Genomic DNA, 14,543 nt, shown 5'->3' with positions numbered 1-14,543 from the left:
AGCGAACCACCCCGCTTCGCGGACGCCCGAATCGCCGGAACCGAAACAACCGGTGGCGGGGACGCCCGGGTCGCCGGAACCGAAGCTCGACGTCGGCGACGCCAATCCAACAGCGTCTTTCCTCCGACCCGCCTCGTCTCGGCCATGACGGACCTGATGGAGACCTACATCCAGAACCGGGAGATCGTCCAGCCGAACCACACGAACATGCTGGGGAAGACCCACGGCGGGAACGTGATGAAGTGGATGGACGAGGTTGGCGCGATGGCCGCCATGCGATTCGCCGGGGAGACGTGCGTGACCGCGCGGGTCGATCGGATGAACTTCGAACTGCCCATCCGACTCGGCGACACGGCGCTCGTCACCGCGTACGTCTACGACGCGGGCCGAACGAGCGTCAAGACCCGCGTGACGGTCGAGCGCGAGGACCTCCGCACCGGCGAGAGCGAGAAGACGACCGAATCGTACTTCGTCTACGTGGCGATCGACGAGGACGAGCGACCGACCGCGGTCCCGGAGTTGACGGTCTCCAGCGACCGGGGCGAGCGATTGCGGCGAGCCGCGCTGGACGACGAAGCGGCCGAGCGCTGATCGGCGAGACGGGCAGGGTCCGCGCTGATAGCGAGGCGGGCAGGTGGTCCACCTTGGTGACGAAACGGTCGTCGGCGGCGCCGATCACTCGGTCGCGAGCAGTTCCGCGACGTCTCCCACCGAGTCGAGCACGTGGTCCGGTTCGATCGACGAGGCGGCGAGGGACGCCCGATCCGTACTGCCGGTGAGGACCAGCGCCGTGGTCATCCCGGCGCGTTCGCCGAGCGCCACGTCGGTGTCGAGGCGATCGCCCACGACGAGCACGTCCGCGGCGGGGACGCCGAGCCGGTCGATCGCCCGCTCGGCCGCCGTCTCGGACGGTTTTCCGAAGATCGCGTCCGGTTCGCGACCCGCGACGGCTTCCATCGCGGCGAGGATGGCGCCGGAACCCGGCTCCGACCCGTCCACGGTCGGGATCGTCACGTCCGGGTCCGTGCCGTAGAACGGGATCTCGCGGTTGAGGGCCGCGAGCGCGCGCCGCAGTTTCTCGTAGTCGAACTCGAAGTCGATCGATCCGACGACGACGTCGGCCTCGGCTGGATCGGCCGTCACCACGATGCCGGCTTCCTCGAGAATGACCCGGAGCCGGTCGTGGCCGATCAGGAAGACGGTACCCTCCGGCTCTCGCTCGGCGAGCACCTCCGCGGTGACGGTCGCCGAGGTGAGCACGGTCGACGGGTCGACGTCGATCCCGTGGTTCCCGAGGCGCTCGCGGTAGTGGGCCGCCCCGCGGGTGGGGTTGTTCGAGAACAACAGTCGGGGGATGCCGGCCGAATCGATCGCTCGAAGGCCGTCGACGGCCCCCGGAACGAGTTCCTCACCGCGAACGATCGTGCCGTCGACGTCGAGGATCGCGCCCTCGTAGGCTGTCATTGGACGGACTGGGACGCGGGGACGGTAAGGCGTTCGGGTTCGCCGACGGACGGCCGGACCCGAGCCGGCCCGGGTTCCGCTACGGCCATCGGGGCGGGCGGGAACGAAACGGTCTGGCGAACCCTTATCGGTCGACCGATCCAACGATCCGTCATGGCACTCGAGGCCGAGCCCCCGGAGCCGCCCAAACTGGAGTTCGTGGACCCCAACGAGTACGAGGACGCCACGATCTCCGGCGGAGACGACGTCGACTACCGCCGCGAGGAGCTACAGGCGTTCCTCGAGGAGGGTGCCTGGGAGGAAGCGTTCGAGACCTGGGCCGCGGACGCGGACATGACCGAGGCGGAGTTTCGCATTGCGACCGACCTCGACCTCTTCGGGAACTTCGACTTCTTCTGGGACGACTTCGCCGACCGCGTCGGCTACCACGCCCCGGGCATCCCCGAGGACTGGCGCGAGCGCGAGTACCACCCCGACCTCGACTCCTGGGGCGCCGTCTCGTCGATCAACGCCGAGCTGACCGAGCTCGGCCAGCTCGTCTGCGAGCACCTCAAGCAGGCGTACATCGACTGGGAGGCCGAGTACGAACCCCCGGAGGACCTGCCGGATTTCTAACCGGCGCGCCACCGTACCGGGTTACGCGCACCCGAAAATCGACAACCTGCGTATCGATAGGGATGGGGTCTCCCCACACGCCGTGGCACCGAGGACGGCCCCGGCCGGCAGTTGCGACGACAACCCCTTTTCGAGCGCGCTGAGAAGGGAGAGCGGGCACAGATGACAAAACTGCTCTTCGTCGATAGCTCGGGAACGTTCGGCGTGATCAACGAGGATCTGCTGATCGAAAGTCTCGGCGACGTCGACGAGGAGGTACGTCGGTTCGTCCGCGACGTCGACGCGGATTCGAATGCGTCGGCGAGTATCGACGCGCTTCATCCCGAGTTTACGTTCGATCTCTACGCCCGGACGAGTATCCGGGAACTCTACGTTCACGACCGGCCGGAAGACCGGTGAACGGCGTCGTTCGTCCCGCTCCGTCTACCGGCGGTGCGCCCTCTGGTGGACGACGCGAAAGCACTCCGAACCGGGGATGCCTAAAATCCCTAACCCGGTCGTCGATCAACCGGCTGCCGCTAGGGGCCGTATCCCGGGAGCGGGTTTCGACTCCGAGTCGGACGGGAACGTCGTAGTCGAGCACCGGTACGACGACCCCGGTCCCGTCAGTCTCGCCGTCGTCCGGGCCATCTGTGCGCTCGAAGACGTCGACCCGGCCGACGTCCCCGAAGTGCTCGACTTTCGGCTGCACGACCGCGTCGACCCCGACGCCCTCGACCGGCTCGTCGGCGAGAGCGGCGGGAACGGTGGGAACGGCGGACTCGGCACCGTGAAAATCAGCTTCGCGATCGGTCCCTACCGCCTCGGGATCGACGACACCGGTCGGTTCGAGATCCTCGAGGTCGATAGCGACGCGGAGGGAACGCCTCGGCGATAGTCGACGTCGGTGGCGAACCGACGCCAATCCGGTACGGTCGGCAACCTGCCGAAGGCGCCACCGATACCGTTCGCCGATGCTCGAAAGTTCGCGGTGCTGTAGCGTCCGACTCGTAACGCGTCCGGCGAACCGAGCCGGATCGACGGCTGACTCTCGACGGCGTCGAAGACGGGCCGAACGCTGACCACCAACGGCGTCGCAGACGGGTCGAACGCCGACCCCTCACGGCGACGAAGCCGGGTCCCCCGTCACCGCGCCTACCGCCGCGCGACCAGCAGGAACGTCTCCGGCCGATCCCGGGATGCTTCGACGGTGAACCCGGCCGTTTCCAGGTGCTCGACCGCCTCCGTCTTCGAGAAGCGCTCGTCCACCGAAGGCCCGCTCTCGCCCGCCCCGTCGGCGCTCCAGTCGACGGTCACGAGTCGCCCGTCCGGACGGATGACGCGGGCGAGCTCGTCGAACGCGACCTCGCTGGCGTACTCGTGGTGGGTCATCGTCGAGAACGCTCCGTCGAGCGCGTCGTCCTCGAACGGGAGCGAGGAGACCTCGGCCGTGACGAGTCGAACGTTCTCCGGTACGCCCGCTTCCCGGTACCGGTCGTGCATGGCCTCCTGGACGTCCACGGCGTACAGCGTTCCGACGAAGGGCGCCACGTCGTCCGAGTAAAACCCCGTTCCCGAACCGAGGTCGGCGACGACCGTCTCCGGACCGGTCGGGAGGCGTTCCAGTAGCTCTTCGCGCGAGCAGTAGCGATACCGCGATTCGTCCCGGAGCGCGTCCGCTCGCTCGATCGGATAGGTGTGAAAGCCCATCACGATCCCCCGTCGGAATCGGCGCCGCTCCCCGCGGCGATCGCGTCGACGCGAGCACGGCCGGTTTCGAGCGTCGTCCACTTCATCGACCGACCTCGATCCGCAGGTTCTCCGTTCATGGGTCGACGTCGCGCGGCGGGGTCAAAATCCTTGCTCACCACTGAACGGTGGTGGATCTCCTCGTCGATGCGTACGCGAGGATCGGTCAACACGCCAACGATTATACTTCGGGCCCGGGATACTCGCGCATGGATCTCGGACTCGACGACAGGACCGCCCTCGTCACGGGCGGCGGCGGACGGATCGGAAGCGAAGACTGTCGCGTTCTCGCACGGGAGGGCGCCGACGTGGTCGTCCTCGACGTGAACGAGAGCGCGGCCGAGAGCGTGGCCGAGGAGATCGAGAACGGCGAGTACGACGGGGGCGCCGTCCCGGTCGAGTGCGACCTCACCGACCGCGAGGAGGTCCACGCCACCGTCGAAGCGCTCGAGGAGGAGACCGGAGGGATCGACGTTCTCGTCAACAACGCGGGGATGGTCGACGCCCGGGGGAAAGTCGAGGATTTCGACGACGAGCTCTGGGAACGCGACCTCGAGATCAACCTCACGGGCACGTACAACGTGACCAGGGCCGTCTACCCGGGGATGGTCGATCGCGAGTGGGGTCGAATCGTCCACATGTCCTCGGTCGCCGGCACCGACGGCGGATTCGGACAGCTGTCGTACTCGGCGACGAAGGCCGCTCTCGTCGGCTTCGGCAAGACGATCGCCCTCGAGGGTGCCCGCCACAACGTCACGTCGAACGTGCTGGCGCCGAGCATCGTCGTCGGCACGCTGGCCGACCTCCCGCAGGAGCAACTGGCCGAGGTCGACGAGCACTTCGCGCGCATCGCGGACGCGACGCCTATGGGCCACCTCGGCCGCGAGGAAGACGTCGCGGAGTTCGTCGCCTACCTCTGCTCGGAGCGGGCGAGTTACGTCACCGGCCAGGTGATCGGCATCACCGGCGGCGTCGATCTCTTCACGTACTGAGGCCGTCAGTCCCGCGCCGCGAGGTACCGGCTGGTCCGGGCGGCCACCGCATCCCGGAACGCCGCCTCGTCGATCGGGCCGTCCTCGAACGCCGCGGGACCGAGCTCTCGAGCGAGGGCGGACAGCGCCCGATCGAAGAGCGTCTCGGGCGTCACCGGCCATCCCTCGCGCTCCAGCTCGGTCGCGAGTCGGTCGAGTCGGGGCTCGGTCGCGCGCTCGTCGACGAGGGATTCGGCGGTCGCGTCGGGCGGGAACCGCTCCGGCTCCCGATCGAGGTCGGGGTGGACCACCTTCGCCCGACCCCCTCGTTTGTTTCGGACGATCACGCCCGCGACCGGCCCGTCCGCCCACCGGGACGCGGGGAAATCGTACCCTTCGGGGTCGAAATCCACCGCTCGGAGTTCCTTGGCGATCGCAGGGGCGGGAGCGAGTCCCAGTCGCTCGAAGATCTTCTCGACCGTGTCGGGCGGCAGGAACGAGTCGTCGGTCGCGGACCAGACGTCGTGACCCAGGTACGGCGGCAGTCGCTCCCAGTCGTAGTCCATCCGCCGGCGGCACGTCGCGACGCCGAAGAAGACGACCGACGAGACGTCGGGGACGGCCCGCCGAAGCGCGTCCCGGTCCAGTTCGTTTCTGACGTGGGTCACCGCGCGCCGATAGTGTACCGGAACCGCGTCGCGCTCGAACGGCCGATCCGCGTCGCCCGCGACGATCGCCCCCGACGATTCGAGGCGAACGCGGAGGGGCGCGCCGTCGACGTACTCCTGGAGCCAGAGGTGTCCGCCCTCGAGCAGGTCGGGGACTTCCGAGATCGAGGGGATCGGTGGATAGGGTTTCATCGCGTTGACGACCTCCGCGGGTAGCGGTTCGTCGCGCGGACGACCTCGCGGGTAGCGGTTCGTCGCGCGGACGACCTCGACGGCCAGGCGCATCCGCGAGCGGTGTTTCCCGCGCGTTCGTCCGTTCGATACGTGCGCTACACCTTGAATGTATGTCCGAAGACGAGTGAACGAGACCCGCGCCGGGGCGAGGCGTCGCGGTGCCGGAGCGCCGGACCCCCGGGCGGTCACCAAAGCCTATATTCGCGTTCGAGGGCAAGCGTCGGGACGAGCACGATGAGCTTGATCGACGATCTCGACTCCTACGCCGAGCCGAACGACGTGGGGCCCGACGATCGGGCCCCGCGCGAGCCCGAGGGACCGCCGGCCACCTCGACCGGGCGCTTTCTGGTCTGGAGGTTCGAGTCGGAGACGTCGGAGGTGGTCCCGGACACGTTCGTCGTCGCCAGGGACCCCGATCCGCTCGACTTTCGGATGTGGGTGTTCACCGGCCGGGCCGACGAGGCGGCGTTCGTCCTCCGCGCCTCCCACCGCTACGCACCCCACGAGGCGGTCGAACGGGGGCGCGAGGAGTGCTGTGAGGTGCTCATGGAGGGCCGGTCGCTGCGCGGCGAGCACTGTCCGGAGCCCGTCGCCGACTTCGTCGCCGAGCACACCGGCGCGACGGTCACGTTCCCCGACGACGAACCGGACCGCGGGCGGGACACGCCGATCACGTACTGAGCGCCCCGGAGCGGACCGCTCCGCACGCGGGAGACTGTCGTGCGAAACGATTTCGCCTCAGAAGAACGCGCCCGCCACGAGCAGCGGGAACACGAGCGTCGCTTCGGCCTGGATCTCCGTGTAGTTCGTCTCGTCATCGGCCTTGATCTTCCCCCACGAGACGGCCTCGTTCGGCGGCGCGCCCGACAGTGAGCCGTCGCCTTCCATCCCGGTCTGGATGTAGATGGCGTAGTCGGCGCCGCCGCGAAAGAGGTTCGTCATGATGGCGTGGTGCTTCGGAACCCCGGCGCCGACGGCGATCAGGCCGGTCGTCTCCTGGAGCATCCCCTCCTCGATCAGGCGCTCGTAGTCGGCGACGATCTCGATGCCGACGTCGTCGACGTCGGCCCGATTGCGGTAGTAGTAGAGGAAGTTGCCGACCTCGGCGTCGGTCAGCGCCGGACAGTAGACCGGGACGTCGTTGTCCGCCGCCTGCTTGAGCACCGAGTCCTCGTCGTCGAGCGTCTCGCCGAGCTCGCGGGCGAACGCGGTCGGCGTGCGGATCGACTCCTCGGCGAAGAAGTCCTCGAAGAAGTCGTAGAGGTACTCCTCGAGCCAGACGTAGCGGTCCGAGGGGACGTAGATGTTGCCGAGCCGGTTGATGCCGCGCTCGCGCAGCGCGGCCTCGTCCGCAGCCCACTCGCCCATCTTGAACGGTTTCGCGGTCTTGATGACGTCCTCGGTGATCGAGCCCGAGGTCGTGATGATGACGTCCACGTGGCCCTCGCGGACGAGCGCGGCGACGACCTCCCGCAGCCCGGAGGAGATCACGTTCGAGGTGAGCGTCAGGTAGATCGTCGCGTCGTCGGCCCGCATCCGCTCGGCGATCTCGACCGCTTCGGCGAGGTGGGTCGCCTGGAATCCGGTCGTCGCGTAGCTATCGAGCAGGGCCCCGAAGTCGAACTCGCCGCGGAAGTCGTAGCCGCGAACGTCGGCCCCCTCGAGTTCCTCGTCGGTCCCAGGGACGACGTGCTCGCGGGACTCATCTGCATCCATGGGGAGGAGTATCCGCGGCGGCGATTTGAATGGCTCGAAGTGTCCGTGAGGGCCGGCGTCGGGTCGCCGACAGGAAATTGTCCGCGCGAGGCCTGCATCGGGTCGCCGACCGGAAATCACCGTTCCGGCGGCGCGCTACACGTGCTCGTCGAGGAACGCGGCGATCCGCTCGAACTGCTCGATCCGGTTCTCGAGCTTCGTCGTGTGGTGACCCTCGTCCGGGAAGATGCACGTCTCGACGGGAATCCCGCGGTCGGCGACGGCCTCGGCGATCTGGCGGGCCTCGCCGACCGGCACCCGCGGATCGTTCTCGCCGTGCTGAACGAACAGCGGGCACTCGATCCGGCCCACGTCGTGGATCGGGCTGATCGACTCGAGGAACTCGCGATCGTCGGCGAGCGAGCCGTACTCCGCTTCGCGGTGCGATCGGCGCCACTCGCCGGTGTTCTCGAGAAAGGTGACCCAGTTCGCGATGCCGACGAAGTCGATCGCGGCCGCCCACAGGTCGGGGTACCCGGTGATGCACGCGAGCACCATGAAGCCGCCGTAGGAGCGACCGTAGCAGACGATCCGGTCCGCGTCGATCGCCGGGTGGTCGCGGAGCCAGTCCACGCCCGCCGCGACGTCGCGCACCGAGTCCATCCGCCCCTCGACGTCGTCCAGGGCGGCGTACTCGCTCCCGTATCCGGACGAGCCGCGGACGTTCGGCTCGAACAGCGCGTACCCCCGGTCCAGGAAGTACTGTCTGATCGGTCGGTTTCGCCACGAGGGCCGGCGCTGGGAGTGCGGCCCGCCGTGGACGTCCACGATCACCGGCGTCTCGCCAGGAACGTAGTCGTCCGGGAGCGTGAAAAACGCCGGGATCTCCCGGTCGTCGAACGTCTCGTAGCGGATCAGCTCGGGCTCGTGATAGCGTTCGAGGGGGACCCCGCCGGCGGAGGGGTGCGTCCACCGCGTTGCCTCGGGTCCCGCCGTCCCGTCAGGCGAGTCGCCGATCGCGCCCAGCTCGTCGAACGCCAGCGCGAAGATCGAGTAGTTCAGATTCGTCGAGGAGACGGTCGCCGCGAGCCGCTCGCCGTTCGGTCCGATCGTCAGCTCGGACGCGACTCCGTCCGGAATCTCGACCTCGACGATCGCCGCCTCGGTGGGCCCCGCCAACCGGCCCGCGTACAGCTCCGAGTAGCCGTCGACGTTCCGGGCGTAGGCGAGCCGTCCAGTTCCCGCATCGAGCGCGACGTCGTCGATGCTCCACCCGTCTCCGGAAACGACGGTCTCGGCGGCGCGCGTCTCCAGGCCGATCCGAACCAGTTCGAGGGTGTCGGCGTTCGCGTCGCTCGCACAGTAGATCGCCTCGCCTTCGGGGCCGAACGCCGGATGGAGGTAGCGGACGTTCCCTTCGTGCGGGGTGACGTGTTCGCGATCGCCCGTCGCGACGTCGACGACGTACAGGTCCTGGTCGGCGCTCGCGTGCGCCTGGGTGACGAGCAGGCCGTCGCCGTCGGGACTCCAGCCGACGACCGAGCGCAGGCCCTCGCTCTGCCGAACGAGCCGCGAGTTGCCGTTTTGGACGTCCACGACGTGGACGTCGAAGTGTCCCGAGTCCCGGCGGTTGGCCGCGAACGCGATCCGCTCGCCGTCGGGGCTCCAGCCGCCCCACGTGTGGATGGCGTCGGGACGGTCGGTCAGCCGCTCGATCGACCCCTCGTCCGGATCGACCAGAAAGAGCTGATCGTGCTCGTCGGCCCCGGCGTCCTTTCCGAAGGCGAGTCGGTCGCCCGCCGGCGACCACGAGACGAACGAGACGCGCTCGTCGTAGAACGTCCGCTGGGTCGGCCACTCGGCGGCGTCGTCCATCGTCCACGCTTGCATCGTCCCCGTGACGTCCGCGAGGAATCCCAGTCGACCGTCGGGAGAGAGCGTCGGACCGCGGGTCCCCCGGGCGGCGAGGTAGGGTCGTACGTCCCGTTCCATGCGTGGTGGCGGGGCCGGAGGGCCGTGAAACTACGGGCTCCGGAACTCCGCTCGTGCACCGTCGGATCGAGCGCTTACCCACACCGAGCGCCGGCGGGGGTCTTCGATCGCACGGTCGGGACGCCACACCCCGTCGACCGCGAGCGTTAGGACCGCTCCGTCGAAGACGTGCCCGTCGCGTTCGGAGGAGCCGGGGTCGATCGGGAGACGAGGCGGGAGGACCCGAGGCCGATCGGGAGACGGGGCGGGAGGACCCGAGGCAGATCCCGACGCAGGAGTAACGGCGGGTCCGCGGCGAGAACGCCGTCCGGTACGCACGGGCGGGACAACACGTCACCTATCAAATCTCAAAATCCGGAACGGAGTGGCGCGCTTTCCGGTTCCTCGCTCGTGCGCGCGACGCGCCATTCCGCCGAACCGTCTATACAGCGGCCGGTGGCGACTCTCGTATGACCGGCGAACCGTCGGCGGTCGCCGAGGATCCGTCGACCGAGACTCGTTACCGCGCCGTTACTTTTGGCTCCGCGCCGCGCGAGTCCACCATGTCGCGACTCTCGCGACGGTCGGCACTCGTCGCCGTAGCCTCCCCGGGGATCGCCCTCGCCGGGTGCCTCGACGACGGTGAGGGAGCGGCGCCGGCGGACGACGACGGGCCGGGCGAGGGCGGCGAAACCGACGACGGACCCGACGCCGAGGACGGGGGCGAGTCGGGTGACGAGCCCACGCCGGCCGAGGAGCTCCCGGACTGGATGACGACGGAACTCGAGGACGTCACCACGGAGGAGACGTTCGAATTCGCCGAGTTCGACGGTCACGTCCTCCTCGAGACGTTCGCAGTCTGGTGTCCGGACTGCCTCGAGCAGCAGCGGGCGAGCCAGCGGTACCAGGCCGAGACCGGTCGGGACGTGACGTCCGTCGCGCTGAACGTCGACCCGAACGAGGACGCCGACGTCGTCCGCGAGCACGTCGACGAGCACGGGTTCGACTGGCACTTCGCCGTCGCCCCGGGGGACCTCACTCGTAGCCTCGTCGACGAGTTCGGCGACTCCATCGCACACCCGCCGGCGTCGCCGATGGTACTGATCTGTCCCGACGGGTCGTTCCGTCGACTCGACGACGGGCACAACGACGCCGAGACGCTCGAGACCGAGATCGCGGCCGGGTGCTGAGTGGCGATGGCTGTCGGACGATTCGTCGAACTGTTCCTCATCGGCGTCGCGACGCCGCTGACCGCCGCCTGCGTGATCCCGCTCTACCCGGCGTTCCTCGCGTTCCTGGCCGACCGTGGCGACGCGGAGGGCGGCCCCTCGATCGTCGCGCTGGGCGCGCTCGTCACGGCCGGCGTCCTGGCGTGCATGGCGCTGATCGGCCTCGTCTTCAGCGCCGTCCTGCAGACGTCGCTCACGCGCGTCGTCGAGACCGTCTCGCACGCCGCGTTCGCGGTGCTCGCGGTCGTCGGGGCGATCTTGCTGCTCGACCTGGGGGTCTTCTCGCGGCTGCCCGCTATCGAGCCGCCCCACTCGGCCCACCCGTCGGTCTCGGCGTTCGGCTACGGCTTCTTTTTCGGCGCGATCGTCCTCCCCTGTAACCCCGCGTTGATCGCGCTCTTCTTCGCCCGCGTCCCAATCCTTTTCGACTCCCGCCTGGAAAGCTTCCTCGGTTTTCTCGCCTTCGGCGCCGGGATCGGCGCGCCCCTGCTCGCGTTCTCGCTCGTCTCCCAGCCGTTCGCCCGGCAGGTCACGCGCACGCTGGCTCGCTACAGCGGTCCCGTCAACCGGGTCACGGGCGGGATCGTGCTCGCCATCGCGGCCTACTACCTCGTCGTGGTCTTCGCGGTCGTCGACGTTCCGACGGTCTGACCCGCGAGAGATCGACGTACCGCCTCAGGGGTGGGGTCGCCTCGTAAAGCGCCCCGGTGATACCCGGTCGCGGTTCCACGCACCCCGTCGATCGCGAACCGACGGCTTCTCGCCGGTTGGAGGCGGTTCCGACGAGGATTCGAGCGAGTTCGAGGCGAATCGGCCGCGTTTCCTCGACCGCTGGGACTCGGCCCGCGCGGTCATCGCGCGGTCAGATAGCGAACCTGGTCCAAGCGAGCTCGCGGAGCCGCATCTGGCTGATCCTGGGGCCCCAGAAGGTGGCAGACGCTCGGGCGGTGACGAGGCCGGCGATCGAGAAACGGTCCGACCGCCGGGAAGGCGGCAGTGGCCGCGCGTGCCGAGAGACAGCCCGACCCCGCCGACTACTCGAAGGTGACTCGCGTCGTCTCCTCGGTCGTCTGTTCGAAGTAATCGGTGGCGCGGATGGTGACCTCGTACTCGCCGTCTCCGTCCCCGTTCCGGTCTCTGAGGGAGTCCTCGCCCGACGCTTCCTCGCCGTTGGCCATCGAGGTCGCCTCGTCGATCACGTCGCCGTCCGGGGTGGACAGCTCGAGTTCGACGCCGTCGAGTTCCGCACCCTCGTCCGAAATCGCCCACTCCACGACGGCTTCGGGAGTCCCGAGGAAGTCGTCCGGGGTGACCTCGAGTCGGTCGACGCTCGGCGGCGGGGAGCGTTCGTCGAGGGTCGCCTCCTTCGTCTCCGACGCGACCTCCCCGTCGACGTCGGTGACCGCGAGCGTGATCTCGTAGTCCTCGCCGGCGCCTTCCAGGCGGTCGCTGTTCCTGACGGTAAGTACGCCGTTCTCTTCGGCCCCCTCGACCTCGGTGGTCGTCTCGTGGAGCACCTCGTCGTCCCCGGCGTACCGGAGCCGAGCGGTGACCAGTTCGAGCGCGCCGTCGTCGACGGAGGCCGCCCAGCGAACCCGACACCGGACGAACTGGCCGTTGCTGTCGTCGGAGAGCTCGAACCGGTCGATCTCGGGGTGTCCCGGCTCGGGGTCGGTGACGAACGTGACGGTGTCGCCCGTCTCCGTCGATCCATCGGCCTCGGCGACCGCCTCGACCGCGTACTCGGATTCGGGTTCGAGTCCGGCGATCTCCGCGTCGAACTCGCCGATCTCCTCGCGCGACTCCGGATCGGTCCGGTCCCAGTCGACGGTGGACGCCGATCTGTCGGCCGATTCCTCGGTGTTCGATTCGCCGACGGCCGATTCGTCCGCATCCCATTCGCCGACGGCCGATTCGTCCGCATCCCATTCGCCGACGGTCGATTCGTCGGAGAGCGGACGGACCCGGAACGAGGCCTCCGCAGCGTCGGCGTCGCCGAATCCCGCGAGCGTGCCGACGAGCCGCGCCGTGCGGTGGTCCTGCACCTCGACGTCTTCGGTCTCGACCGCGAGCGAGCCCCGGCCAGTCGCGAACGAGACCACGGTGCCGGCGGCGGGGTCCTCGCCGGGCAGCTCGACGACCGCGCGGACCTCGTGCTCGGCGTCGACCTCGAGCCCCGAGAGTTCCGCGTCGAACTCGCCGCTTTCGGAGCGCGTTTGCGGCTCCGTCTCGGACCAGTCGTCGGCGCCGCTCTCGCGCCATCGGAAGTGAACGTCCGCCTCGTCGGCGTCTCCGAGATCGCGAAGCCGCCCGGTGACCGTCGCCGACGTGTCGCGAACGTCGGTGACGCCCTCCGTAGTGACGGGTTCGACACCTTCGAGCGCCGCCACGTTGTCGAGCAGCCCGTAGCCCTGCACGTCGGCGTCCAGACCGAGATCCTCGGCGGTCTCGCGGAGCAGCCCCCGCACGCCGCCGGGGTCGTCGTAGTCCGACGCGTCCTCGGCGTTCGGCATTCCCTGGCTCATCAATCGCGCGGCGACGGCGGCGACGTGGGGCGTCGACATGGAGGTCCCTTCCTTGTACCCGTACTCGTCGCCGGGCTCCGTCGAGAGGATCTCCTCACCCGGGGCGACGATCTCGATTTCTTCGCCCGTCGCCGACCAGTCGGGCACCTCGTCCCGGTCGTCCGTGGCGCCGACCGCGATGTACTCGTCGTACTTCGCGGGGTAATCGATATCCCCGTTCGGACCGGTGTTTCCGGCCGCGGCGACGAGGAGGAGCCCCTCCTCGTAGGCGTGGGCACCCGCGTCCTCGAGCACCGTCGCCGGATCGCTGCCGCCGAGACTCAGGTTGACGACGTCGACGTCGTTGTCGACGCACCACTCGATGGCGGCGGCGATGTCGGAGTCGTAGCCGGAGCCGTCTCCGGCGAGCACCTTGACGGCACAGAGCTCCGACGCGGGGGAGACGCCGACCACGCCGACGTCGTTGTCGAGGGCGGCCGCCGTCCCGGCGATGTGGGTACCGTGTCCGGTCTCGTCGTCCCAGTCGTCGGCGCAGCCGACCCCGTTACAGTCGGCGTACGCGACGCCCTCCGTCACCTCAAGGGTTTCGTGTTCCGGATCGACGCCGGAGTCGAGGATCGCGATGCTCCCGAGCGCCTCGGTGTCCTCGTCCTGTCCCAGGAATTCGGTCGCGCCGACGCGTTCGACGCCCCACGGCAACGTCTGTTCGCCGGGGCGGATCTCGGATTCGCCGACCTCGGGTACGGGACGGTCGAGCGTCGCCGAGCGACGGGTCCGGTCGGGCTCGACGTACCGAACGTCGGCGCGCTCTTCCAGCGCCTCTCGGGCGTCGTCTGAGAAGCTGCCGACGAGAACGCCGCCCGCCGCCATTTCGATCGTTCGGTGGACGGCCGACGCGTCGCGTGCGACGCTCTCCGAGGCAGTTCCCGGCTCCATCCCCACGACGTACCGATCCGCGCCGGCCGCTTCGCCGTCGCCACCACCGCCGCCGTCGCCACCACCGCCGCCGTCGCCACCACCGCCGCCGTCGGTTCCCCTCTCACCGTCGGCCGTGCCCCCGACCGTCCCGAATCCGAGCGCCCCGCCGAGGATCCCGGCGACGGCGCCGATGACCGTTCGTCGCGAGCGACGGCGGCCCGAAATCCCCGTACGGAGGAGGAGACACTGTATCGCGGCAACCGGGACGAAGACGTTCCGAACGCGCGGAAGTCGTCCCGGACGGCCGTTTTGGAAGGTCCCCCGAACCACCGTCGAGGCACGGGACAGCACCGTTCCGAACCGGTCGATAGGCGCTTCGAAATAGGCCGTCACCGGACCGAAGACGGCGGGCACCTCTCGCGTCCCGTTCCGGCGCTCTCCGTAGTCGGTCGTTTCGGGAGTGTTCTTCGCCGTCCGGGAAGGGTCTTCTCGATTCTTCGCCGTCCGGGAAGGGTCTTCTCGATT

General features: G+C 69.0%; 14 protein-coding genes. 8 read left to right on the top strand and 6 right to left on the bottom strand.

The features are described from left to right. Positions 1 to 144: 144 nt before the first annotated feature. Entirely contained in the window at positions 145 to 591 is a 447-nt protein-coding gene (locus QZT59_RS16050; protein WP_290818665.1) for an acyl-CoA thioesterase, read from the top strand. Between the two features lie 84 nt (positions 592 to 675). Here the strand turns inward: QZT59_RS16050 and QZT59_RS16045 are convergent, their stop codons facing one another. Continuing rightward, positions 676 to 1,464, bottom strand: a complete 789-nt coding sequence (locus QZT59_RS16045; protein WP_290818663.1) for an HAD-IIA family hydrolase — start codon at positions 1,462 to 1,464, stop codon at positions 676 to 678. Between the two features lie 153 nt (positions 1,465 to 1,617). Here QZT59_RS16045 and QZT59_RS16040 point away from each other — a divergent pair, with 153 nt between their 5' ends. The 3 genes from QZT59_RS16040 to QZT59_RS16030 all read left to right on the top strand — a co-directional run bounded on the left by QZT59_RS16040 (position 1,618) and on the right by QZT59_RS16030 (position 2,956). After that, on the top strand, positions 1,618 to 2,079 hold the full coding sequence (locus QZT59_RS16040) for a hypothetical protein (RefSeq protein WP_290818661.1): 462 nt from the start codon (positions 1,618 to 1,620) through the stop codon (positions 2,077 to 2,079). A 162-nt stretch (positions 2,080 to 2,241) separates the two neighbouring features. Continuing rightward, a complete protein-coding gene (locus QZT59_RS16035) occupies positions 2,242 to 2,478 on the top strand; it encodes a hypothetical protein (protein WP_290818659.1) in 237 nt (78 codons plus the stop codon). A gap of 76 nt (positions 2,479 to 2,554) precedes the next feature. After that, on the top strand, positions 2,555 to 2,956 hold the full coding sequence (locus QZT59_RS16030; protein WP_290818657.1) for a HalOD1 output domain-containing protein: 402 nt from the start codon (positions 2,555 to 2,557) through the stop codon (positions 2,954 to 2,956). Positions 2,957 to 3,213: 257 nt separating this feature from the next. On the opposite strand, the gene QZT59_RS16025 is transcribed toward QZT59_RS16030, so the two are convergent. Then, entirely contained in the window at positions 3,214 to 3,768 is a 555-nt protein-coding gene (locus QZT59_RS16025; protein ID WP_290818655.1) for a class I SAM-dependent methyltransferase, read from the bottom strand. Between the two features lie 248 nt (positions 3,769 to 4,016). On the opposite strand from QZT59_RS16025, the gene QZT59_RS16020 reads away from it, so the two are divergent. Then, positions 4,017 to 4,799, top strand: a complete 783-nt coding sequence (locus QZT59_RS16020; RefSeq protein WP_290818653.1) for an SDR family NAD(P)-dependent oxidoreductase — start codon at positions 4,017 to 4,019, stop codon at positions 4,797 to 4,799. Positions 4,800 to 4,804: 5 nt separating this feature from the next. Here QZT59_RS16020 and QZT59_RS16015 read toward each other — a convergent pair whose 3' ends face one another. After that, positions 4,805 to 5,731 carry a hypothetical protein gene (locus QZT59_RS16015; protein WP_290818651.1) on the bottom strand — a complete coding sequence of 309 codons (927 nt, stop codon included), beginning with the start codon at positions 5,729 to 5,731 and terminating at the stop codon, positions 4,805 to 4,807. Positions 5,732 to 5,914: 183 nt separating this feature from the next. On the opposite strand from QZT59_RS16015, the gene QZT59_RS16010 reads away from it, so the two are divergent. After that, positions 5,915 to 6,361 carry a hypothetical protein gene (locus QZT59_RS16010; RefSeq protein WP_290818649.1) on the top strand — a complete coding sequence of 149 codons (447 nt, stop codon included), beginning with the start codon at positions 5,915 to 5,917 and terminating at the stop codon, positions 6,359 to 6,361. A 57-nt stretch (positions 6,362 to 6,418) separates the two neighbouring features. Here the strand turns inward: QZT59_RS16010 and QZT59_RS16005 are convergent, their stop codons facing one another. Further along, a complete protein-coding gene (locus QZT59_RS16005; RefSeq protein WP_290818647.1) occupies positions 6,419 to 7,396 on the bottom strand; it encodes a deoxyhypusine synthase in 978 nt (325 codons plus the stop codon). Positions 7,397 to 7,531: 135 nt separating this feature from the next. Continuing rightward, on the bottom strand, positions 7,532 to 9,367 hold the full coding sequence (locus QZT59_RS16000) for a S9 family peptidase (RefSeq protein WP_290818645.1): 1,836 nt from the start codon (positions 9,365 to 9,367) through the stop codon (positions 7,532 to 7,534). Positions 9,368 to 9,909: 542 nt separating this feature from the next. Here QZT59_RS16000 and QZT59_RS15995 point away from each other — a divergent pair. Continuing rightward, positions 9,910 to 10,536, top strand: coding sequence for a thioredoxin family protein (locus QZT59_RS15995; RefSeq protein WP_290818643.1), 627 nt, complete (start codon positions 9,910 to 9,912; stop codon positions 10,534 to 10,536). Between the two features lie 6 nt (positions 10,537 to 10,542). Next, on the top strand, positions 10,543 to 11,226 hold the full coding sequence (locus tag QZT59_RS15990; RefSeq protein WP_290818641.1) for a cytochrome C biogenesis protein: 684 nt from the start codon (positions 10,543 to 10,545) through the stop codon (positions 11,224 to 11,226). A gap of 383 nt (positions 11,227 to 11,609) precedes the next feature. Here the strand turns inward: QZT59_RS15990 and QZT59_RS15985 are convergent, their stop codons facing one another. Beyond that, on the bottom strand, positions 11,610 to 14,369 hold the full coding sequence (locus tag QZT59_RS15985) for a S8 family peptidase (RefSeq protein WP_290818639.1): 2,760 nt from the start codon (positions 14,367 to 14,369) through the stop codon (positions 11,610 to 11,612). Positions 14,370 to 14,543: the final 174 nt, after the last annotated feature.

Source organism: Halovivax sp. (genome assembly GCA_007119345.1).
In the GTDB taxonomy this organism is placed as follows: Archaea; Halobacteriota; Halobacteria; order Halobacteriales; family Natrialbaceae; genus Halovivax.
Note: the sequence above shows the minus strand (reverse complement) of the source record. Positions and strands in the feature narration are given on the sequence as shown.